General features: G+C 64.9%; 14 protein-coding genes and 1 pseudogene. 10 read left to right on the forward strand and 5 right to left on the reverse strand.

Features of this window, described 5'->3' with window-relative positions; genetic code table 11:
• Positions 1-95: 95 nt before the first annotated feature.
• Both ACREBX_RS12080 and purD read right to left on the reverse strand, forming a co-directional pair.
• The gene (locus ACREBX_RS12080) at positions 96-923 is read right to left on the reverse strand and encodes a hypothetical protein (protein ID WP_431561994.1); all 828 of its coding nucleotides are present in this window, start codon (positions 921-923) and stop codon (positions 96-98) included.
• Between the two features lie 125 nt (positions 924-1,048).
• A complete protein-coding gene (gene purD / locus ACREBX_RS12085; protein ID WP_431561995.1) occupies positions 1,049-2,326 on the reverse strand; it encodes a phosphoribosylamine--glycine ligase in 1,278 nt (425 codons plus the stop codon).
• Here purD and xseA point away from each other — a divergent pair.
• The 6 genes from xseA (at position 2,325) to ACREBX_RS12115 (ending at position 9,871) form a co-directional block, all read left to right on the forward strand.
• The gene (gene xseA, locus ACREBX_RS12090) at positions 2,325-3,752 is read left to right on the forward strand and encodes an exodeoxyribonuclease VII large subunit (RefSeq protein ID WP_431561996.1); all 1,428 of its coding nucleotides are present in this window, start codon (positions 2,325-2,327) and stop codon (positions 3,750-3,752) included. The genes purD and xseA overlap by 2 nt on opposite strands.
• Before the next feature lie 75 nt (positions 3,753-3,827).
• A complete protein-coding gene (locus tag ACREBX_RS12095) occupies positions 3,828-4,040 on the forward strand; it encodes a DUF2093 domain-containing protein (protein ID WP_431561997.1) in 213 nt (70 codons plus the stop codon).
• Positions 4,037-4,963 (forward strand): M23 family metallopeptidase, encoded by a 927-nt coding sequence (locus ACREBX_RS12100; RefSeq protein ID WP_431561998.1) that lies wholly within the window; start codon positions 4,037-4,039, stop codon positions 4,961-4,963. Before ACREBX_RS12095 ends, ACREBX_RS12100 begins: the two co-directional genes overlap by 4 nt.
• A 268-nt stretch (positions 4,964-5,231) precedes the next feature.
• Positions 5,232-8,201 carry a TonB-dependent receptor domain-containing protein gene (locus ACREBX_RS12105; protein WP_431561999.1) on the forward strand — a complete coding sequence of 990 codons (2,970 nt, stop codon included), beginning with the start codon at positions 5,232-5,234 and terminating at the stop codon, positions 8,199-8,201.
• 34 nt (positions 8,202-8,235) lie between these two features.
• A complete protein-coding gene (locus ACREBX_RS12110; RefSeq protein WP_431562000.1) occupies positions 8,236-9,576 on the forward strand; it encodes an aspartyl/asparaginyl beta-hydroxylase domain-containing protein in 1,341 nt (446 codons plus the stop codon).
• A 55-nt stretch (positions 9,577-9,631) separates the two neighbouring features.
• Complete coding sequence (locus ACREBX_RS12115) at positions 9,632-9,871, forward strand: hypothetical protein (protein ID WP_431562001.1); 240 nt, start codon at positions 9,632-9,634, stop codon at positions 9,869-9,871.
• 125 nt (positions 9,872-9,996) lie between these two features.
• Here ACREBX_RS12115 and clpB read toward each other — a convergent pair whose 3' ends face one another.
• The 3 genes and pseudogenes from clpB to ACREBX_RS12130 all read right to left on the reverse strand — a co-directional run.
• A complete protein-coding gene (clpB, locus tag ACREBX_RS12120; protein WP_431562002.1) occupies positions 9,997-12,576 on the reverse strand; it encodes an ATP-dependent chaperone ClpB in 2,580 nt (859 codons plus the stop codon).
• An 81-nt stretch (positions 12,577-12,657) separates the two neighbouring features.
• Positions 12,658-13,689, reverse strand: coding sequence for a leucyl aminopeptidase family protein (locus tag ACREBX_RS12125; protein WP_431562003.1), 1,032 nt, complete (start codon positions 13,687-13,689; stop codon positions 12,658-12,660).
• A 91-nt stretch (positions 13,690-13,780) separates the two neighbouring features.
• A pseudogene (locus ACREBX_RS12130) lies at positions 13,781-14,326 on the reverse strand (M17 family peptidase N-terminal domain-containing protein); the annotation flags it as partial.
• Positions 14,327-14,381: 55 nt separating this feature from the next.
• On the opposite strand from ACREBX_RS12130, the gene ACREBX_RS12135 reads away from it, so the two are divergent.
• The 4 genes from ACREBX_RS12135 (at position 14,382) to ACREBX_RS12150 (ending at position 21,219) form a co-directional block, all read left to right on the forward strand.
• A complete protein-coding gene (locus tag ACREBX_RS12135) occupies positions 14,382-16,538 on the forward strand; it encodes an acylase (RefSeq protein ID WP_431562004.1) in 2,157 nt (718 codons plus the stop codon).
• Between the two features lie 97 nt (positions 16,539-16,635).
• The gene (locus ACREBX_RS12140) at positions 16,636-19,515 is read left to right on the forward strand and encodes a M16 family metallopeptidase (RefSeq protein WP_431562005.1); all 2,880 of its coding nucleotides are present in this window, start codon (positions 16,636-16,638) and stop codon (positions 19,513-19,515) included.
• Between the two features lie 26 nt (positions 19,516-19,541).
• A complete protein-coding gene (locus ACREBX_RS12145; RefSeq protein ID WP_331135907.1) occupies positions 19,542-19,844 on the forward strand; it encodes a hypothetical protein in 303 nt (100 codons plus the stop codon).
• A 130-nt stretch (positions 19,845-19,974) separates the two neighbouring features.
• Positions 19,975-21,219: a multidrug effflux MFS transporter gene (locus ACREBX_RS12150; RefSeq protein ID WP_431562006.1), complete on the forward strand. Its 1,245-nt coding sequence runs from the start codon at positions 19,975-19,977 to the stop codon at positions 21,217-21,219.
• Positions 21,220-21,294 lie beyond the last annotated feature (75 nt).

Below are 21,294 nucleotides of genomic sequence, written 5' to 3' on the forward strand. Positions count from 1 at the left end.
CGAGATGCCCCTCGAGCGTGCGCTGCGCCGAGGGGCATCTCGACTTCGCTCGATGCGAACGGCTTATGAGCGCGACTTTTGGTCGCTAGCCGTCCCTAGAGCTCGCCGCCGAGCGCCCCATATTTCGCTTCGAAGCCGGCCTTGTCGCTGCGGGCGAGATAGCCGGCCTGGTCGACGATATTGTCGCGCGCGATGCGGCCCTGGAAGGTGCCGAGCTGCGGATCGATGCGCGCGATGTCGGCGTCGGTCCAGTCGGCGATTTGCTGGAAGCTGGTGACGCCGAGGCCGTTCAGCAGCACGACGAGCTTGGGGCCGACGCCCTTCAGCAATTGCAGATTGTCGGCGCCGGTTTTGGGCGCCGCCGGGGCGGGCTTTGCGGCGGGCGGGGGCGGAACGGTCGGCTCTTCGGGAATGGCGGACGCCGCCTTTGCGGGCGCCGGCTTGGTGGCCTTTTTGGCGGCGGGCTTGGCCGCCGCTTTTGTTGGGGGCTTTGCGGCTGGTTTTGCGACCGGTTCCTTCGCCGCGGTCTTCTTCGCGGCAGGTTTTGCAGCGGCCTTCGGCTTCGCAGCAGGTTTGGGTGCCGGGGGCGCGGCTTCGGCCGCCGACTTGGCGGTGGGCTTGGGCTCTGGAGCGGGTGCGGGCTCAGGGGGCGGCGGAGCGGCCTTGGCCACCGGTTCGGGCGCGGGCGGCGGGGTTGCGGGTGCGACGGGCTGTGGCTTCGGCTCGATCGGCTTGAAGCGTGCCGGTTCGGCGGCGATGATTTCGGGCTTTACCGGTTCGAGCGGCTTCGCGGGTTTCGTCGGTTCGACGGTCGGGCGCGCGATGTCTTCAGGCTTCGAGCGTCCGAACAGCCACCGAAGCAGCACGACGGCAACGACGAGACCGACGACCGCGATAATCCAGTTTTCCTGAAGCCAAATCATGATCTTCTCCGCTTGTGATTTTCGGTCAGCCTATGCGGGCTTGTGTGCCGGGTCTACCTTAACGAACGGGCCACCATGAATTTCCCCGTCATTCCCGCGTTCCCGGGAATGACGGGATAGGGGCGTTACTCGGCTTCGCGTGCGACTTCGCGCCAGCCGATGTCGCGGCGGCAGAAGCCGCTAGGAAAATCGAGCTTGTCGACCGCGGCGTAGGCGCGCGCCTGTGCCTCGGTGACGGTGCGTCCGGTCGCGGTGACGTTGAGGACGCGGCCACCCGCGGCGACGATCTGGCCGCCCCCGCGCACGGTGCCGGCGTGGAAAACGCGCACCCCGCCGGTTTCGGCGTCGGCGATGCCGTGGATCGCGCCGCCCTTTTCGGGGGTGGCGGGATAGCCGTTCGCTGCCATCACCACCGTCAGCGCATAGTCGCTGGCAAAGGCCGGTGGGGTGGCGTCCGCAAGCGCGCCGGTCGACGCGGCGTGGAGCAGCGCGGCGAGGTCGCCGGCATAGCGCATCATCAGCACCTGGCATTCGGGATCGCCGAAGCGGGCGTTATATTCGATCAGCTTCGGCCCGGCATCGGTGAGCATGAGGCCCGCGAACAGCACGCCGACATAGGGGGTGCCCTCGGCCGCGAGCGTCGCAACCGTCGGGCGGATGATGCGGTCCATCACGGCGGCTTCGAGATCGGCGGTGAGGACGGGGGCGGGGCTGTACGCGCCCATGCCGCCGGTGTTCGGCCCGACGTCGCCGTCGCCGACGCGCTTGTGATCCTGTGCGCTGCCGAACGCCATCACGCCGGTGCCGTCGGAGAGCGCGAAGAAGCTCGCCTCTTCGCCGGTCATAAACTCCTCGATCACCACCTCGGCGCCCGCGCCGCCGAACGCGCCGTCGAACATATCGTCGATCGCCGCTTCGGCCTCGGCCTGCGTTTCGGCGATGATCACGCCCTTGCCGGCGGCGAGGCCGTCGGCCTTGATCACGACGGGGATCGAAAAGCCTTCGAGGACGGCGAGCGCTTCGTCGGCGCTGGTGCAGCGAACATAAGCGGCCGTGGGAATGCCGGCGCGCGCGCACAAATCCTTGGTAAAGCCCTTTGACCCTTCGAGCCGCGCCGCAGCAGCGCCGGGGCCGAAGACCGCAACGCCAAGGCCGCGCAGCCGGTCGCCGAGTCCCGCGACGAGCGGGGCTTCGGGGCCGACGACGACAAAATCGATCGCATGCGCCTTCACGAACGCGATCAGGCCGTCGATGTCATCGGCGGCAATCGCGACACATTCGGCATGCGCCTCGATCCCCGGGTTGCCCGGTGCGGCATAGAGCTTGGCGCAGCTTGGCGATTGTGCCAACTGCCAGCTGAGCGCATGTTCGCGGCCCCCCGATCCGACCAGCAGGATATTCATGGCAGTCCCTTTTCCCGATACGGCGTCCGACGATGGCACCGAAGCGCGGCTGTTAGCCGAGGCGGCGCCCGGCGACAATGTGCCGCCGCTGTCGGTCAGCCAATTGTCGGCGGCGATCAAGCGGACGGTCGAGGACGGCTTCGCGCGCGTGCGCGTGCGGGGTGAATTGTCGGGGACGAAACGCGCGGCGTCGGGGCATTTTTATGCGGCGCTGAAGGACGATAATGCGCTGATCGACATGGTGATGTGGAAGGGGCAGGCGGGACGGCTGGCGTTCCGGCCCGAGGACGGGATCGAGGTGATCGCGACCGGCAAGCTCACCACCTATCCGGGGCGGTCGAAGTACCAGCTCGTTGTCGATACGCTCGAGGTGGCGGGCGAAGGCGCGCTGATGCTGCTCTTCGAAAAGCTCAAGGCGCGCCTCGGCGCCGAGGGACTGTTCGACCGCGAGCGGAAATATGAGCGGCTCCCCTATCTGCCGCGCACGATCGGCGTGGTAACCTCGCCGACCGGGGCGGTGATCCGCGATATTCTCCACCGGTTGGCCGACCGCTGCCCGACGCATGTGATCGTCTGGCCGGTGCTGGTGCAGGGCGACGGCGCGGCGGCGCAGGTCGCCAATGCGATCCGCGGCTTCGACGCCATCGAACCCGGCGGACCCGTGCCGCGTCCCGACCTGGTGATTGTCGCGCGCGGTGGCGGGTCGATCGAGGATCTGTGGGCGTTCAACGAGGAGGTGGTCGTGCGGGCGATCGCCGATTGCCGCATCCCGACGATCAGCGCGGTAGGGCACGAGACCGACGTGACATTGGCCGACTATGCCGCCGACGTCCGCGCGCCGACGCCGACCGCGGCGGCCGAGATGGCGGTGCCGGTGCGCGCCGAACTGCAGGCGCAGCTCGCGACCTGGAACGGCCGCATCATCGGCGCCGCGAACCGGCATCAGTCGCTGGCGAGCGAGCGGCTGACCGCACTCGCGCGGCACCTGCCCAAGCGTGATGCGCTCTATGCGCCGCAGCGCCAGCGGCTCGACGATGCGCAAGGGCGGCTCGACCGCAGCCAGCGCCACCGATTGACGGTGATTTCGGAGCGGCTCGCGACGCGCGGTGCGGCGCTGCGTCCCGCGCTGCTCGCGCGGCGCTGGGACCGCGATCGGGCGCTGCTTGAAGGGTTGGGGCGATTGCTCGACAGCCTCGACCCGCGCGCGCTGTTGTCGCGCGGCTATGCGATGGTGCGCGATGCCGGCGGCGCGATCGTCACGACCGCCGCCAAGGCGCAGGATGCCGGCCATCTCCGGCTGCAATTCGCCGACGGCGACGTTCCGGTGCAGGTCGGCGGGAGCGAAACGCCGCCGCCCACAGCAGCTAAGCCCGCGCGCAAGGCGGCACCGGCGGAGCCCAAACGGGGGCAGGGCGAGCTCTTCTGAGACCGGCAGGGGTGGCCGCGCGGCGCGATGCTGGTATAGTTGCGGCCTGACTTGTCGCCGAATGGATAGAGAATCATGTTGATCGCCAGCCGCAACCGTCTTGCCCGCCTCCAGTACGGACCGAACGGATTTCGCGTCCTCGCGCCCGGCGATCATGTGTTGTGCGCGGTGAGCGGCGCGCCGATTGGGCTCGACGAGCTGCGCTATTGGTCGGTCGCGCGGCAGGAACCCTATGCCTCCGCCGCGATTTCGGTGCAGGCCGAACAGGATCACGCGCGCGGCGCATGAGGTTCGGCAAGAACTGGCCGCGGCATGGCGCGGCGCTGACGCTGTTGATCGTCGCTGCCGGTTGTGTGCCCCCGGCCGAGACCGAAGCCAGACCTGCACCGCCGCCTGCCGCGCAGCCGATTCCCGCACCCGCGCCCGCGCCGCCGCGCGCGCCGGCGCGTAGCGATTTCATCCTGACCGGGGTTCCCGAACAGGGTGCGGCGATGATCGGGCAGGCGCCCAGCGACACGCGCATGCTGACCCTCGACGGCAAGGCCATCCCGCTCGCCGCCGACGGACGCTTCCTGATCGCATTCGACCGCGATGCCGGGTCAAGCGCGCGGCTGGTCGCGACGCTCGCCGATGGGCGCTCTGTGGAACGCATCATCGCCGTCGCCGCCGGCAGCTGGCGGCTCGAACATATCAACGCGCCCTATCGCGGCAGCGCGGCGAGCGACGCCGATTTCGAACGCCGCCGCCCCGCCGAACTCGCGCAGATCGCCGCGGCGCGAAATATGCAGGTCGTCTCCGATGGATGGCGGCAGACATTCCGCTGGCCGGTGACGGGGCGCCTGTCGGGCTTCTTCGGGTCGCAGCGCGTCTATCAGGGCAAGCCCGGCACCTATCACAGCGGCACCGATGTCGCGGTCCCGGCCGGAACGCCCTTCGTCGCACCCGCCGACGGCGTCGTCGTGCTTGCGGCAGCCACGCCCTTCACGCTCGAAGGCAATCTGCTGATCGTCGATCATGGCATGGGTCTCAGCAGCGCCTTCCTCCATTGCCAGCGGCTCGACGTGAAGGTCGGCGACCGGGTCGTGCAGGGGCAGGTGCTCGGAACGGTTGGGCGGACCGGCCGCGCGACGGGGCCGCATATGCACTGGGGGATGAAATGGCGCGACGCACGCCTCGACCCCGGCAAGCTCGCGGGCTCGATCGGCGGTTGAGCTTCGGCTCGTCGCATCTGCGAATTCGTAACCATTGAAACAAAATGTCGTAAATGACGCGATGCAGCATATTGTATTTCGCCGATTCCCGCGTTTGTTGCAAATACGTCACAATGCCCTTTGAAACCGCCGATTGCGCCGGGAATTCCCTTTACTCGCCATGAACGAAAGGTCATCCCGCACGCTATCGGGGCATTTGCGTGCCGGCTTTGCGTCGGCGCGTCGGGGGCCCAGGTAATTCAATCCACCAGTAGCAAGGGACTGCACTGTGAAGAAAACCCAATATTCCAAGCTGAGGCTAGGCGCTGCGCCGCTCGTATTGAGCGTCGCCCTGGTTTCGGCTCCCGCCTTTGCGCAGGATTCCGCCGAAGAAGGCGCCGCAGCCAACTCGGAAATCGTCGTGACCGGCACGCTGGTCCGCAACCCCAATCTGGCATCGTCCAGCCCGGTTAACGTGACCTCTGCCGATGAAATCTCGCTTCGCCAGTCGAACGTTGCCGAAGATATTCTGCGCGACGTTCCCGGTGTGGCCGCCAACGTCGGCTCGTCGGTCAACAACGGCAATGGCGGCGCTTCGTTCGTCGATCTTCGCGGCCTTGGCCCGAACCGCAACATCGTGCTGCTCGACAGCCAGCGGATCGTCCCTGCCGACCTTGGCGGTAATGTCGATCTTAACAACATCCCGCTTGCCCTCGTCGAGCGCGTGGACGTGCTGACCGGTGGTGCGAGCACCACATACGGCGCCGACGCTGTTTCGGGCGTCGTCAACTTTATCACCAAGCGTGATTTTGCCGGTGTCGACCTGACGGTCGGTCAGCAGCTCACCGAGCGCGGCGATGGCAATATTTTCCGTGCCGACCTTACAATCGGTGCGAATTTCGATGATGGCCGCGGTAATGCGGTTCTCAGCATCGGCTATCAGCAAGCCGATCCGGTGTACTTCGGCGGCGAGCGCCCGCTTTCGGATCTGACCGTCGATTCGTTCGACGGTACGGGCGCGGGTGCGTCGGGCACCGCGTCGCCATCGCGATTCTCGATCAATGGCGTCGGCAACCGGCAGATCGACCCTGCTACGGGCAATTTGGTGCCGCAATTCGCGCTGTTCAACTTCAACCCTTTCAACATCTTCCAGACGCCGTTCGAACGTTACAACATGTTCACGTCGGCGCGCTACGAGGTCAGCGATTCGGTTGAAGTGTTCGCGCGCGGTCTGTTCTCGCAGAACACCGTCAAGACCATTATCGCACCGTCGGGTGCGTTCAGCAGCCCGGTCTTCATTCCGCTCAGCAACCCGTATATGACGGCCGGCGCGCGCAGCACGTTCTGCGCCAACAACGACTTCGACCGGAACACGGCGGGCGTCCAGACGTTGTCGGTCGCGCAGTGTAACGCGGCGGCAACCGCGACCGACCCCAATGATCCGAACTATCAGGAAGTTTCGACGAACCTGGGCCGTCGCCTGGTCGAAGCCGGTGGTCGTATCAGCAGCTACAAGACGCAGATCTTCGACTTCATGGCTGGTGTGCGCGGTGGGATTACCGATACGCTGCGTTATGAAGTGTCGGGCAACTATGGTCAGAGCGAGAACACGCAAACCATTCTCAACTATGTCTCGATCCCGCGCCTTCAGCAGGCGCTGCGCTCGACCAACACGACGACTTGCCAGGACACGTCGGGCGGCTGCGTTCCGGTGAATGTGTTCGGCCCCAGCGGCAGCATTTCTCCTGACCAGGTGGGCTTCCTGCTCGTTCCCGCCACGTCGGGCAACCGCGCGTCGCTGGCACAGGTTCGCGGCCTGATTTCAGGTGAATTATTCTCCGTGTCGGAAGACGCCGAGCCGGTGTCCTTTGCTGTTGGCACCGAGTATCGGAAATATACCGCAGAGGTCTTTGCCGACCAGCTCGCGCAGGATCCCGGCGCGCTGGGTGGCGCCGGCGGTGCAACCGTTCCAGTCAAGGGCGGCTACGACGTTCGCGAAGTGTTCGGTGAAGTGGTTGCCCCGCTTTTCGCGGGTCTGACGCTTGAGGCTGGCGCACGCTATTCCGACTATAAGGTCGATGCGGCAGACAAGCAGAAGTACAGCACCTGGACCTATAAAGCTGGTCTGACCTGGGAGATCGACAGCCTCAAGCTGCGCGGTAACTATCAGCGCGCGGTGCGAGCCCCGAACATCGGCGAATTGTTCACGCCGAACTCGGTCGGTCTCGTCAATTTGAAGCGTGACCCTTGCCAGAGCAATGGTGCCACGATCCTCGCCACCTCGAATCTCGGTCGGGTTTGCGCGGGGCAGGGCGCTCCGGTCAACGGTGCCGGCTTCATCTCCGCATTCGACCCGCCTTCGGCTGGTCAGATCAACGCATCGTTCGACTATTCGGCCAATCTCAAGCCGGAAAAGGCCGATACATTCACGGTTGGCGCAGTATTCCAGCCTGACTTTGTTCCGAACCTGACGCTGTCGGTCGATTACTACAACATCATCATCAACGACGCGTTGTCGTTCCCCGGGGTCGGCGATGTTCTCGGAGATTGCTTCGCCAATCTGAGCGCAACGAGCGCCACGTCGGCGGCCTGCACGACGATCCGCCGTGATCCGGCAACGGGTGGCCTCGATGGCGACGCCAGCAGCACTCCGGGTGTTCCCTTGGCGCTGACCAATAGCGGTCGCCTGGCGACGGACGGCATCGACGTGTCGGCGAGCTGGAAGACCGACTTGAGCGACGACATCTCGCTGTCGCTGAACTTTGCTGGTAACTACACCCTCAATTCGAAGTTCCGCTCCAAACCGGGCGGTCTGAATCGTGAATGCACGGGCTATTACAGCATCAACTGTACGCCGACCGGTTCTGACCTCTCGGGCGGTTCGATCCTGCCTAAATTCTCGTTCAACCAGCGCACCACGGTGTCGTTCGGCGACGTGGACGTCTCGCTCCTGTGGCGCCACATCTCGGGAACCAAGCAGGAACCCTTCGATGCCGACGAGACGCAGTTCGGCACCAATGGACCTGCTTTCCCGGCGTTCCGCAAGATCAAGGCCTATAACTGGTTCGATCTGACGACCCGCGCCAGCGTCACCGACAATTTCGAATTGACGCTGTCGGTCATCAACCTGCTCGACAAGGATCCGCCGACGGTTGGTTCGAACATTGGTTCGACCACCTTCAACAGCGGTAACACCTATCCGTCGACGTACGACGCGATCGGTCGTCGCTACGCGGTTGGTGCTCGTCTGAAGTTCTAATCGATTTTTTAAGAAAAAGGGAAAGGCGGGCCTTGTGCCCGCCTTTTTTTTTGCCTCATCGTCGGGTGTCGGTTATCGCCGCGACATGAGCAATTCGGACATAGCGAGCCTTCTCAGCGCGGCGGCGCAAGCGCGGCGCGGAGGCGATATTCGGCGGGCCGCCGATCACCTGCAGGCGGCGCTCTCGCGCGCACCGGACAATCCGGCGGTACTCAACAGCATCGGAATGATGAGGTTGGACGAGGGGAAATTCCTGGAAGCCGGCGATTATTTCGAACGAGCAATCAAAGCCGATGCATCGGCCCCGGACCTGTGGATGAACCTTGCCACGGCGCAGCGGTTCGCGAGTGACGAAGGGAAGGAAGCCGCGAGTCTCGATCAGGCGCTGGCGATCGATCAACGCCACTTCATGGCGAATGTTCGTCGTGCCGAGCTTCATGAGAAGCGCGGTGAGGTGGCCGGTGCGATGCACCGCTGGTCGGGGGTCATCGCACTTGCAGAGGCGAGCGGGCAGGCCAATGCGTCGCTTGACCAGATGCTGGCGCACGCACGCCGATATATCGCCAAGGTCGCCGAGGGCTTCGAAGAAAGCTTTTCACCGCGTTTGACGACGTTTCGCAATAGCGAAACCAGCCCCCTTGCTCTGCGGCGCTTCGAGGCATGCGTCGGGGGGGTGCTCGGTCGGCGGCGCGTTTACACCAATGAATGCCATGGCTTGCATTACCCCTTTCTCCCCGCCGATGAATTTTTCGATCGCAGCCATTTTCCATGGATCGAACGGCTGGAGGAGCAGACTGATATCATTCGCGGCGAGTTGCTGGCGCTACTCGGCGCCAGGAGCGAAGGACTGGAGCCCTACGTTCGCCAGGAGCCAGGGACCGCACCCAACAAATGGACCGGACTGGACAATTCGCTCGATTGGAGCGCCTATTTTCTTTGGAAACATGGAGTGCGTCAGAAAGATGCCTGTGCGCGTTGTCCGCAGACCGCTGCATTGCTGCAGACATTGCCCATGTCCGATATTCCAGGGCGTTCGCCGAGCGTTTTCTTTTCGCTGCTTCGCCCGGGCGCCCATATTCCGCCTCACACCGGCGTGACCAATGTACGCAGTGTCGTTCATTTGCCGCTCGTCGTGCCGCAGGGGTGCGGTTTTCGCGTCGGCGGTGAAACGCGTCGGTGGGAAGAGGGGCGTGCTTTTGTTTTCGATGACACGATCGAGCATGAAGCCTGGAATAAAAGCGATGCGCTACGCGCGGTACTCATCTTCGACGTCTGGAATCCGCACCTCTGCAACTCGGAACGTGATATGTTGCGCGGGATGTTTCAGGAAATGATCGATTTTGGTCTTGATGGCGGCGGCGGCATCGATGATTGACGGACGAGATCGCGTCGTTATTATAATTCTGATGGCACCAACAAAGAGTTGACCGATGTCCCACCTCATTATTGCGCTTCTTGTTCTTGGTTCCGGCACGGAAGCTCCGCTGCCCGCGGCTGCGCCGGCCGCCGATCCTGTAATCTGCAAGCGCTTTGACGAAACGGGGTCGCTTGCCCGCAAGCGCAAGGTTTGTAAAACCAAGGCGGAATGGAGCAAGTCGACGTCTGAACTGCAGGACACGATGAATCGCTTTGTCGAGGACCGCCGGGGCCGCCCACCAAGCGGCAACTGAATACACGGGCGGCTGCGCCCGCCCCTCCCTTCTGGCGGGGCGTCGCATCGGCGCCTTCGCTATCCGTGGCCCTCTCTCTGTGCCCTTGCTGTCGCGGCGATATTCTTCCGGAAGTCGGCCGACCGTTACGCGGAGGTCAGTTTCAGCGCCCCGTCGCCTTCGTCGACCTTGATCGTCGATCCGTCCTTCACCTCACCCTTCAGGATCAGGTCGGCGAGCGGGTCCTGCAGATATTTCTGCACCGCGCGCTTCAGCGGCCTTGCGCCATAGACCGGATCATAACCGACCCGGCCCAGCCACGCACGCGCGGCATCGGTGAGGTCGAGGGTGACCTTGCGGTCGGTAAGCAGCTTCTGGACACGGGCGACCTGGATGTCGACGATGCCGCCCATATGCTGCTGCGCGAGGCGATTGAAGAGTATGATCTCGTCGAGCCGGTTGAGGAATTCGGGGCGGAAATGCCCGCGCACAACCTCCATCACCGCGGGTTCGGCCTGCTCGACCGGCGCGTCGTCGGGCAGTGCGGCGATCGCCTGGCTGCCGAGGTTCGAGGTCAGGATGATCAGCGTGTTGGTGAAATCGACCGTGCGGCCCTGTCCATCGGTCAGCCGCCCGTCGTCGAGCACCTGAAGCAGGATGTTGAAGACGTCGGGATGCGCTTTCTCGACCTCGTCGAACAACACGACCTGATACGGCCGGCGCCGCACCGCTTCGGTGAGCGTGCCGCCCTCTTCATAGCCGACATAGCCCGGCGGTGCGCCGACGAGCCGCGCGACGCTGTGCTTTTCCATGAATTCGGACATGTCGATGCGGACCATCGCATTGTCGTCGTCGAACAGGAAACGCGCGAGCGCCTTGGTGAGTTCGGTCTTGCCGACGCCCGTCGGGCCGAGGAAAAGGAACGACCCCAGCGGACGGTTCGGATCCTGCAGCCCGGCGCGCGCGCGGCGGACGGCGGTCGAGACCGCACGGACGGCCTCCTCCTGCCCGATCACGCGCTGCGTCAGCGTGCCTTCCATGCCGAGCAATTTCTCGCGCTCGCCTTCCATCATCCGGTCGACAGGGATGCCGGTCCATTTGCTGACCACCGCGGCGATGTCGTCGGCGGTGACTTCCTCGCGCAACATCGCATTGCCCGCCGCGGCTTCGGCGTCGGCGAGCTGTTTTTCGAGCCCGGGGATTGTGCCGTAGCTGAGTTCACCCGCCTTCGCGAGGTCGCCGGCGCGCTGCGCCTGGTCGAGCGCCGAGCGTGCGGCGTCGAGTTCTTCCTTGATCTTGGCTTCGGCGTGGATCTTGTCCTTTTCGGCCTTCCACTTTTGGGTGAGGCCCGCCGATTGCTGCTCCTGATTGGCGAGTTCGGCCCGCAAGGCCCTGAGCCGGTCCTTCGACGCGGCGTCGGTCTCTTTCGACAGCGCCGATTCCTCGATCTTCATCTGGATGATGCGGCGGTCGAGCGTCTCGATCTCTTCGGGCTTCGATTCGACTTCCATGCGGATGCGGCTCGCGGCCTCGTCCATCAGGTCGATCGCCTTGTCGGGCAGGAAGCGGTCGGAGATATAGCGGTTCGACAGCGTCGCGGCGGCGACGATCGCGCCGTCGGTGATCCGCACGCCGTGGTGCAGCTCGTATTTCTCCTTGAGCCCGCGCAGGATCGAGATCGAATCCTCGACCGTCGGTTCGCCGACGAACACCGGCTGGAAGCGCCGCTGGAGCGCGGGGTCTTTTTCGACATGCTTGCGATATTCGTCGAGCGTCGTCGCGCCGATACAATGGAGTTCGCCGCGCGCGAGCGCGGGCTTGAGCAGGTTCGACGCGTCCATCGCGCCCTCGCCCTTGCCCGCGCCGACGAGCGTATGCATCTCGTCGATGAACAGGATGATCTCGCCCTCGGCCGCCTTCACATCGTCGAGCACGCCCTTGAGGCGCTCTTCGAATTCGCCGCGATATTTGGCGCCCGCGATCAGCGAACCCATGTCGAGCGACAGCAGGCGGCGGTCCTTCAAACTGTCGGGGACGTCGCCATTGACGATGCGCAGCGCGAGACCCTCGGCGATCGCGGTCTTGCCGACGCCGGGCTCGCCGATCAGCACGGGGTTGTTCTTGGTCCGGCGCGCGAGAATCTGGATCGTGCGGCGGATTTCCTCGTCGCGGCCGATCACGGGATCGAGCTTGCCTTCGCGCGCGACTTCGGTGAGGTCGCGGGCGAATTTCTTCAGCGCTTCATAGCGGTCTTCGCTGCTCGCGGTGTCGGCGCTGCGGCCGCCACGCAGGTCGTTGATCGCGGCGTTGAGCGCATCGGCCTTCACGCCGGCGTCGGCGAACGCCTTGCCCACCGGCGTAGCGGCCGAAAGCACCATCGCAAGCAGCAAGCGTTCGACGGTGACATAGCCGTCGCCCGCCTTGGTCGCGACCTGTTCGGCCTGGTCGAGCAGGCGCACCGCGTCATTGTCGAGGCCGGGGGTTGCCTGCGCGCCCGAACCCGACACGGCGGGAACCTTGGCGAGCAGCGCGTCTATGCCCGCGACCGCGCGCGCGGCGTCGCCGCCGCTCTTCGCGATCAGGCCAGCGGCCATGCCTCCATTATCTTCGAGCAGCGCCTTGGCGATATGCTCGGGCGAAATCCGCTGGTGGTTCATGCGGATTGCGATCGTCTGCGCCGCCTGCAGGAAGCCCTTGGCGCGGTCGGTAAATTTCTCGAGGTTCATTCTGGATAAGCCCCTTTCTTGCCGAGCAAGATAGTGTTGCCATTGTGCAACACAAGGGGCGTTCCAGGGTTCCGCAAAACTCTATTCGCTCCGCGCGAGCTGGTCGAGCAGCCGCACGCCGAAGCCCGTCATCCCCTTGGGGACGAGCGAGGTGGCCTTCTCGGAGCGGTTGACCCCGGCGATGTCGAGATGCGCCCACGGCGTAGCCTCGTCGACAAAGAAGCCGATGAAATGCGCGCCGAGGCTCGCGCCTGGTCCCTGCCCCGTCGCGGAGTTGCGGATGTCGGCGATGTCCGACTTCATCCGCTCGGCATAATCCTTGTGGAGCGGCAGGCGCCACAATTCCTCGCCGCTCGTAGTGCCGGCGGCGATCAGGCGCGCGGCCAGCGCCTCGTCGCGCGCGAAGAGGCCCGCATAGCTGTTGTCGAGCGCGCCGACGACCGCGCCGGTCAGCGTCGCGATGTTGACGATCGCCTTGGGCCGATAGGCTTTGGCGACATATTCATTGGCATCGGCGAGGACGAGGCGGCCTTCGGCATCGGCGTTGACCATCTCGATCGTCTTGCCCGACATGGTGCGGGTGACGTCGCCGGGACGCTGGGCGTTGCCGTCGGGCATATTCTCGGCAAGCGCGGCGACGCCGACGACATGCACCGGCGCACGCGATTTGGCGAGCGAGACGACCGCGCCCATCACCGATGCGGCGCCCGACATATCGCCCTTCATATTGCCCATTCCGGCGCCGGGTTTCAGCGACAGGCCGCCCGAATCGAAGGTGATGCCCTTGCCGACGAACGCCGTCGGCGCGTCGGGCGAGCCGACGCCGCGATAGCGGATGAGCAGCAGCCGCGACCCGCGCGGGCTGCCCTGGCCAACGCCGACGAGCGTCCCCATGCCGAGCTTGCGCATCGCCGCTTCGTCGAGCACCTCGATGCTCACGCCCGGCGTGCCGACCAGCGTTTCGCGCACGCGCGCGACGAAGCTTTCGGGATAGATGACGTTCGCGGGCTCGTTGGCGAGATCGCGCGACAGGCGCACACCTTCGACGAGTGGCTTCCAGCGGCCCGTAAAGGCGGCTTCGGCGCCTGACGGATTGGCGCCGACAAAAGTCACCGCGCCCGTTGGCGCCGCCCTTTTTGTCGACGGTCTTGTAGCGGTCGAAGCGATACTGGCCGAGCGCGAAGCCATAGGCGACATCGGCGGCCGAGACGTCGCCGAACGCACCCGCGATCGCCACCGGCTGCGCTTCGCTCTTGAGTTCCTGTGCGGCCTTGCCGCCCGCTTCGGCGAGCGCGAGCGAAGAGGGCGTCGCGCCGGCGCCGACGAGCAGGATGCGCGGGTACGCGCCGATTCCGCGCAGCGACAATGTCGAGCCGGTCTTGCCATCGAAGCTCGCCGCAGCGATGGCGGCGGTGACCGCAGTGCGCTCGGCAGCGCCCAGCGCGACGCCGTCGAGTGGCGGCAAGCTTGCGTCGGTCATCACGACGACGAGCGCGGCGCCTGCGGGCGCATTTGCCGAAAAGCCGATGGCCCGCTCGGCGCTGTTTGCAGCGGTCGCGGGCACGACGCCCGAACCCGTGACAGACTGCGCCATCGCGGCGGGCGCGAGGGTGAGCGACAGGCAAGCGGAAAGGAGCAGGCTTTTCATGCGCATGGTTCGATATTCCCCGTTGTTCAATGACCTGCACCTTGCATAGCCGCGTGCCGCGTGCCCGCAAATCCGCCTCGACGAACGACAGTCGCTTGCCATCGGACGACATGGCCGCCACAGATGCGCCGGACCAAGTGCGAAATGAGGACCAACGATGCTGCGACGGATTTTGCTGGGGTTCCTGCTGCTGCTGGTGCTCACCGCCGCATCGCTCGCGCTCTGGGAGCCGCTGACCGCCGAAGCGCCGAATGCCCCGGCTTTCAAGCCCACCGACGTCCGCATCGCGCGCGACAAGTTCGGCGTCCCGCATATCTTCGGCAAGACCGACGCCGACGTTGCTTATGGTGTTGCCTATGCCCACGCCGAAGATGATTTTTCGACACTGCAGGAAGTGCTGGCAATGACGCGCGGCCGGGCGGGGGCGATGCTGGGCGAGGATGGCGCGAAGATCGACTATGCCGAGGCGTTACTCGGCGTCCGCGCGACCACCGCGCGCGACTGGCCGCGGCTGCCCGCCGATGTCAGGGCGCTGTTCACCGCCTATGCCGCGGGGCTCAACCATTATGCCGAAAAGCATCCGGGCGAAGTACGCCTGTCGGGGCTGTTCCCCGCGACCGGCGAGGATGTCGTCGCGGGTTTCGTGCTGCGTTCGCCCTTTTTCTTCGGGCTCGATTCGGTGCTCGGCTCTCTGGTCGAGGACAAGCCGATCGGCCGCGAAGGTGGCCCGGCGCTCGACCGGGCGGGCAAGCTGGTCCCGCGCGAGCTGACCCCGGTCGGGACCGATCCCGCCGACAATGGATCGAACGGCATCGCGGTCGCGCCGGCGCGCTCGACCGACGGCGCGACGCGGCTCGTGTCGAACTCGCATCAGCCGTGGACCGGCGGCGTCGCCTGGTACGAACTGGTCGTCCATTCGGAAGAGGGCTGGGATTTCGCCGGTGCGAACTTCCCCGGCTCGCCCTATCCCTTCCTCGGGCACAATAAATATCTCGGCTGGACCAACACGGTGAACCGGCCCGATCTGATCGACGTCTACCAGCTGGTGCTCGACGACAGCGGCGAGAACTACCGCTTCGACGGCCAGTGGCGGCCGCTCGAAAAGAAGCGCATCTGGCTGAAGGTCAAGGTCGGGCCGTTCGTGCTGCCCGTTCCGCGCACCATCTATCGCTCGGTCCACGGGCCGGTGGTGAAGAATGGAAAGGGCGCGTTCGCGATCCGCTACGCGGGCATCGACCAGGCGAATATGGTCACCCAATATTATAGGCTGAACAAGGCGAAGAGCTTCGCCGAATGGCGCGCCGCGATGGCGGGGCAGGGCGTGCCCGCGACCAATTTCATCTATGCCGATGGCAAGGGTAATATCGGGCTCTTCTATAACGCGATGTTCCCCGACCGGCAGCCGGGGTTCAACTGGCGCGGGGTGCTACCCGGCGACACGTCGGCGGATTTGTGGACGCAGACGCTGCCGTTCGACCGCGTGCCGGCGCTCGTCAACCCGCGCTCGGGTTATGTGATGAACGCGAACAACACGCCGTGGATCGCGGCGGGGCCGGGCGACGAGCTCGATGCCGCGGCCTTTTCGCCGCTGCTCGGCATCGAGGACGATATGACCAATCGCGGGGTGCGGCTGATCGAATTGTTCGAGGCGTCGGGGCAGATCGACGCGGCGCGGCTGAAGGCGATCAAATATGACACCGCCTATGCGAAGACGGGCTATGCGAAGGCGTGGATGAACCGTTTGCTCGCGCTCGACACGAAGGGCGATCCGGCACTGGCGCAGGCGCAAAAGCTGCTGCGCGAATGGGACTGGAACCTCGACGGTAAGGGGAAGGGCGATGCGCTGGCGCTGATGCTACTCCGCCCCGCGAACGGAAGCCATTACCAGCGTCGCGCCGCGCCCGATCCGCGCACTGTGCTGAAAGAGACGGTCGCGCATCTTCAGGAGCATTTCAACGGGCTCGATCCCAAGCTCGGGACCGTATTGCGATTGCGGCATGGTGAGGGAGCGAACCGCGTCGACCTGCCGCTCGATGGTGGCAACGACACGGTACGCGCCTCGACTTTGTGGGACGCCGAACCCGACGGGCGGCTGAAAGTGCGCCACGGCGACAGCTTCATCATGTTCGTGACGTGGGATGCGCAGGGACGGGTCCGGTCCGAATCGATCCAGCCCTTCGGATCGGCGACGACGCGGCCGGGCAGCCCGCATTATAATGATCAGGCGCCGCTGTTCGTGGCGCACAAGCTCAAACCCGTGCTGTTCGATCCCGCGGCGCTGAAGGCGAGCGGGGCGCGCTTCTATCGGCCTTGAAAGCCGGGAAGCGCTGTCATAAACCATTGATACAGTGCCGTCCGGCACCCGGTCGCAAGCAGGCGGATCAAGCCTGCCTCCGTACAAGAGGATTTTCATGCCCCGTTTTCATCGTTTCGCCCTTGCTCTGGCGGTCACCACGTCGCTTGTCGCCGTGGGTCCCGTGCTCGCCAAGGCGAAGTCCGCCAACCCCGCGCCGATCGCGGACCTCGTGAAGGCGGTCGATATTCCCTACGAGGCATTCATGCTCGACAATGGCCTGCGCGTGATCGTGCACGAGGACCGCAAGGCGCCCGTCGTCGCGGTATCGGTGTGGTATCGTGTCGGGTCGAAGCATGAGCCCAAGGGCAAGACCGGTTTTGCGCATCTCTTCGAACATCTGATGTTCAACGGGTCCGAAAATTCGCCGGGCGATTTCTTCGAGCCGCTGCAACAGGTCGGCGCGACCGACAGCAACGGCACGACCAACGTCGACCGCACCAATTATTTCGAAACGGTGCCGACCGGCGCGCTCGACCGTGCGCTGTTCCTCGAAAGCGACCGCATGGGGCATCTGCTCGGCGCGGTGACGCAGGAAAAGCTCGATAACCAGCGCGACGTCGTCCAGAACGAAAAGCGCCAGGGCGACAACAATCCCTATGGCCTGCTGCGCTACGAGATTTTCGAGAATCTCTTTCCGACGGGGCACCCCTATCACCACAGCACCATCGGTTCGATGGGCGATCTCGATGCGGCAAGCCTCGGCGACGTGAAGAAGTGGTTCAGCGACAATTACGGCCCGAACAATGCGGTGCTGGTGCTCGCGGGCGACGTGAATGTCGCCACTGCGAAAGCCAAGGTGCAGGATTGGTTCGGCGACATCCCCCGCGGCCCCGAAGTGAAGGCCCCGGCGACGTCGATCCCGTCGCTGCCCGCGACGCTGGCGAAAGAGGTCAAGGACCTGGTCCCGACGACGCGCATCTATCGCATGTGGGCGATCCCCGGCCTCAACGATCCCGAGGCGGTGCCGTTGCAGATGGCGATGGGCGTGCTCGGCGGCCTGTCGTCGTCGCGCCTCGACAATGCGCTGGTGCGCAAGGATCCGGTCGCGGTGGGCGTTTCGGCGGTCGCGCAGCCGTTCGAGGATGCCGGTATCCTGCTGGTGCAGGCCGATGTAAAGCCGGGTGTCGACGCGAAGCTCGTCGCATCGCGGCTCGACGCGGAAATCGCGAGCTTCCTCGCCAGCGGACCGACCGCGGACGAGTTGCAGCGCACCGCCGCCAGCTATCTGGCGGGCACGATCTCCGGGCTCGAATCGGTCGGCGGTTTCGGCGGCAAGGCGGTGACGCTGGCCGAGGGCGCGCTCTATTCGAACAATCCGGCCTATTATAAGGTCGAGCTCGACCGCATGGCGAAGGCGACCCCCGCGCAGGTCAAGGCGGTCGCGCAAAAGTGGCTGTCGCGCCCGGCCTTCTCGCTGACCTATACCCCCGGCGAGCGCACCGAAGGCGGCGAAAATCGCGGCGGCGCGGTGACCGACGGCAAGGTGACCGCACCGGTCCAGCCCGACCGCTACTGGAATGAAGCACTCGGCGATGTCGGTCCCGATATGGGCGGCGCATCGTCGTTCGCCGACCGTTCGCAGCTGCCGGCGGTTGCCGACCTCAAGGCGCTCGACTTTCCGGCGATCGAACGCACCAAGCTCAAAAACGGTGTCGAGGTCGTTTTCGCGCGGCGCACGACGGTGCCAACGGTCAATGTCGCGGTCAGCTTCGATGCGGGCTATGCCGCCGATCCGCACAGCGCGCTGGGCACCCAGTCGCTGATGCTCAGCCTGATGGATGAAGGCACGACGAGCCTCGATTCAATCGCCTTTGCCGAAGCGAAGGAGCGGCTCGGCGCGCAGATCGACGCGACCGCCAATGCCGACGAAACGGTGTTCAGCCTGTTCGCGCTGAAACCGAACCTCGGCGCTTCGCTGAGCTTGCTTGCCGACTATATCCGCAACCCGGCGTTCGATGCCAAGGAGCTCGATCGCGTTCGCGCGCAGCAGCTGAACCGGCTCAAGGCCGAACTCAACAACCCGAACGCGATCGCTTCGCGTATATTGACGCCGGTGCTGTACGGCGCCGATCATCCCTATGGCATCCCGCCGTCGGGCCTGGGCAATGCGAAATCGGTGGCGGCGGTGACGCGTGACCAGCTTGCGGCTTTCCATTCGGCGTGGATCCGTCCCGACAATGCGCGCGTCTTCGTCGTCGGCGATACGACGCTGGCCGAGGTGAAGAGCCAGCTCGATGCGACGCTGGGGCAGTGGAAGGCGCCGGCGAGCGCGAAGCCGGTCAAGCATTTCGACATCGCGATCCCGGCGCCGAAGCCGCGCATCCTGTTGTTCGACCGCCCCAAATCGCCGCAGTCGGTGATCCTCGCGGGCAAGGTCCTCGATGCCAAGGGCGGCGACGAACTCGAAGTGCTGCGGTCGGCGAACGATATTTTCGGCGGCAATTTCCTGTCGCGCTTCAACACCAATCTGCGCGAGACCAAGGGCTGGTCCTATGGCGTGCGCAGCCGTATCTCGGGCGACCAGGACCGGCTGACCTGGGTTGCCGCGGCGCCGGTGCAGGCCGACCGCACGGGCGATTCGATCAAGGAACTGCAGAGCGACCTCAAGAGCTTCCTCGGCGACAAGGGCGTGACGAAGGAAGAACTGGAGCGCACGATCAACGGTAGCGTCCGCGAACTGCCCGGCAGCTTCGAAACCTCGGGCGACGTGCTCGAGGGAATCCGGCAGATCGTCAAGTTCGCCCGTCCCGACAATTATTACGAGACGCTGCCCGCGACCTATGAAGCGATGACCGCGGCCGCAATCGATGCGGCGGCGCGAAAGGCGCTCAGCGCCGACGGTCTGGTCTATGTTGTCGTCGGCGATGCCGCGATGGTTAAACCGCAGCTTGACGGATTGGGTTTGCCGGTGGAAACGGTGTCCCTCGATAACTAACATCAGTTTCAGTAAGGAGAGCCCATATGTCCCAAGTCGATGGCAGCTATGATTGCGTAACCAAGTCGCCGATGGGCGACCAGAAGTCGGTTTTCACCGTCAGCAGCGACGGCGGCAGCTTCACCGGCCAGAATGCCGGCGCGATGGGTTCGCTCGATGTCGAAAATGGCAAGGTCGACGGCAACAAGCTGACGTGGACCATGAACATGAAGGTGCCGATGCCGATGACGCTCGAATGCGAAGCGACGATCGACGGCGACGCGCTGACCGGCACGATCAAGGCCGGTGCGTTCGGATCGATGGCGATGACCGGCACCCGCCAGGGCTGAGCCACGCCTCACCACAAGCGAAGGGCCGTCTCGCCGAGGCGGCCTTTTTGCTTTGCATAGCAATGCCCTTTGGGTTTGCGGCCATTCGGGGACTATCCAAAGCGTCGGCATGGGCGCATAGGCTGCCGCCATGCACAAGCTGGCCCAATCCCCCCAGCGGAGCCTGCCGGGCGACCGCGAAATGGTGGTCATGATGGCGATGGTCATGGCGCTCAACGCGCTCGCCATCGATTCGATGCTGCCCGCGCTGCCGACGATCGGCGAGGCGCTGGGCGTCACGGTCGCCAATGACCGCCAGCATATCATCTCGATCTATCTGCTAGGCATCGGCTTTGGTTCGCTGCTCTATGGACCGCTGTCGGACCGCTTCGGGCGCAAGGGTGTGCTCGTCCCCGCGCTGTTTGCCTATCTCGCGCTCGCGATCGGATGCGGGCTGGCGACGAGTTTCGCCATGCTGCTCGTGCTGCGTTTCATCCACGGGCTGGTCAGCGCCGCGTTGGGGGTGATCGTCGTCGCGGTGATCCGCGATCTTTTTTCCGGAGATGCGATGGCGAAGCGGCTGTCGCTGATCTTCCTTGTCTTCATGATCGTGCCGATCATCGCACCGACGATCGGTGCAGGGATCGCTGCGGTCGCGGGCTGGCGCGCGATCTTCGTCGTGCTGGCGGTGATGTCGATCGTCATGCTCTTCTGGCTTCGCCGGCTTCCCGAGACGCTCGACCCCGCCGATGTTCGCCCGCTCGACCTGCGCACAATGATCGCGGGCTGGGCGACGGTGACGCGGCATCGCCGCGCCGCGGGCTATATGATCGCCTCGGGGATGATGCAGGGCGCGCTCTACGGCTATCTCAACAGTAGCGAGCAGATCATTGGAGAAGTGTTCGGCGCCCGGCCCCTGTTCCCGCTGATTTTCGCCTGTGTCGCTGTCGGCATCGCGATCGCCAACTTCTCGAACGCCGCGATCGTCGAGCGGTTCGGCGCGCGCCGCGTGTCGCAGTCGGCGGTCTTTGCCTTTATGGCGACGTCGATCCTGCAGATCGTCGCGGCGCTGAGCGGGGTCGAGACGCTTTGGATGTTCACCGCGCTGATGATGGTCAACGTCGGCCTCGTGGGCTTTATCGGCAGCAATTTCGGGTCGATCGCGATGGAGGATTTCGGCCATATGGCCGGCGTCGCGTCGTCGTATCAGAGCTTTGCCAAGACGCTGCTTGCGGCGACCGTCGGCGCGACGATCGGACAGCAATATGACGGCACCACGCTGCCGCTGGCCTATGCCTTTCTGATCAGTGCGGTGGTCGGCCTTGCGCTTGTCTTCTGGGCCGAGCGCGGCAAGCTGTTCACCCGGCCGGGAACTGCGCCGAAAAGCCCCTATTAATTGCGCTGTCGGCTCGCGGCCTGAAAGGCTGTTTCGGGGTGGGAAGCGGACGTTCCTTTCCGTCATCCCGGGCTT

The sequence above is a fragment of the Sphingopyxis sp. genome (genome assembly GCF_050725655.1).
In the GTDB taxonomy this organism is placed as follows: Bacteria; Pseudomonadota; Alphaproteobacteria; order Sphingomonadales; family Sphingomonadaceae; genus Sphingopyxis.

Coding starts and splice junctions, on each gene's coding strand:
- ACREBX_RS12080 (WP_431561994.1), bottom strand. CDS start 923: ATGATTTGGCTTCAGGAAAACTGGATTATCGCGGTCGTCGGTCTCGTC.
- xseA (WP_431561996.1), top strand. CDS start 2,325: ATGGCAGTCCCTTTTCCCGATACGGCGTCCGACGATGGCACCGAAGCG.
- purD (WP_431561995.1), bottom strand. CDS start 2,326: ATGAATATCCTGCTGGTCGGATCGGGGGGCCGCGAACATGCGCTCAGC.
- ACREBX_RS12095 (WP_431561997.1), top strand. CDS start 3,828: ATGTTGATCGCCAGCCGCAACCGTCTTGCCCGCCTCCAGTACGGACCG.
- ACREBX_RS12100 (WP_431561998.1), top strand. CDS start 4,037: ATGAGGTTCGGCAAGAACTGGCCGCGGCATGGCGCGGCGCTGACGCTG.
- ACREBX_RS12115 (WP_431562001.1), top strand. CDS start 9,632: ATGTCCCACCTCATTATTGCGCTTCTTGTTCTTGGTTCCGGCACGGAA.
- clpB (WP_431562002.1), bottom strand. CDS start 12,576: ATGAACCTCGAGAAATTTACCGACCGCGCCAAGGGCTTCCTGCAGGCG.
- ACREBX_RS12135 (WP_431562004.1), top strand. CDS start 14,382: ATGCTGCGACGGATTTTGCTGGGGTTCCTGCTGCTGCTGGTGCTCACC.
- ACREBX_RS12140 (WP_431562005.1), top strand. CDS start 16,636: ATGCCCCGTTTTCATCGTTTCGCCCTTGCTCTGGCGGTCACCACGTCG.
- ACREBX_RS12145 (WP_331135907.1), top strand. CDS start 19,542: ATGTCCCAAGTCGATGGCAGCTATGATTGCGTAACCAAGTCGCCGATG.
- ACREBX_RS12150 (WP_431562006.1), top strand. CDS start 19,975: ATGCACAAGCTGGCCCAATCCCCCCAGCGGAGCCTGCCGGGCGACCGC.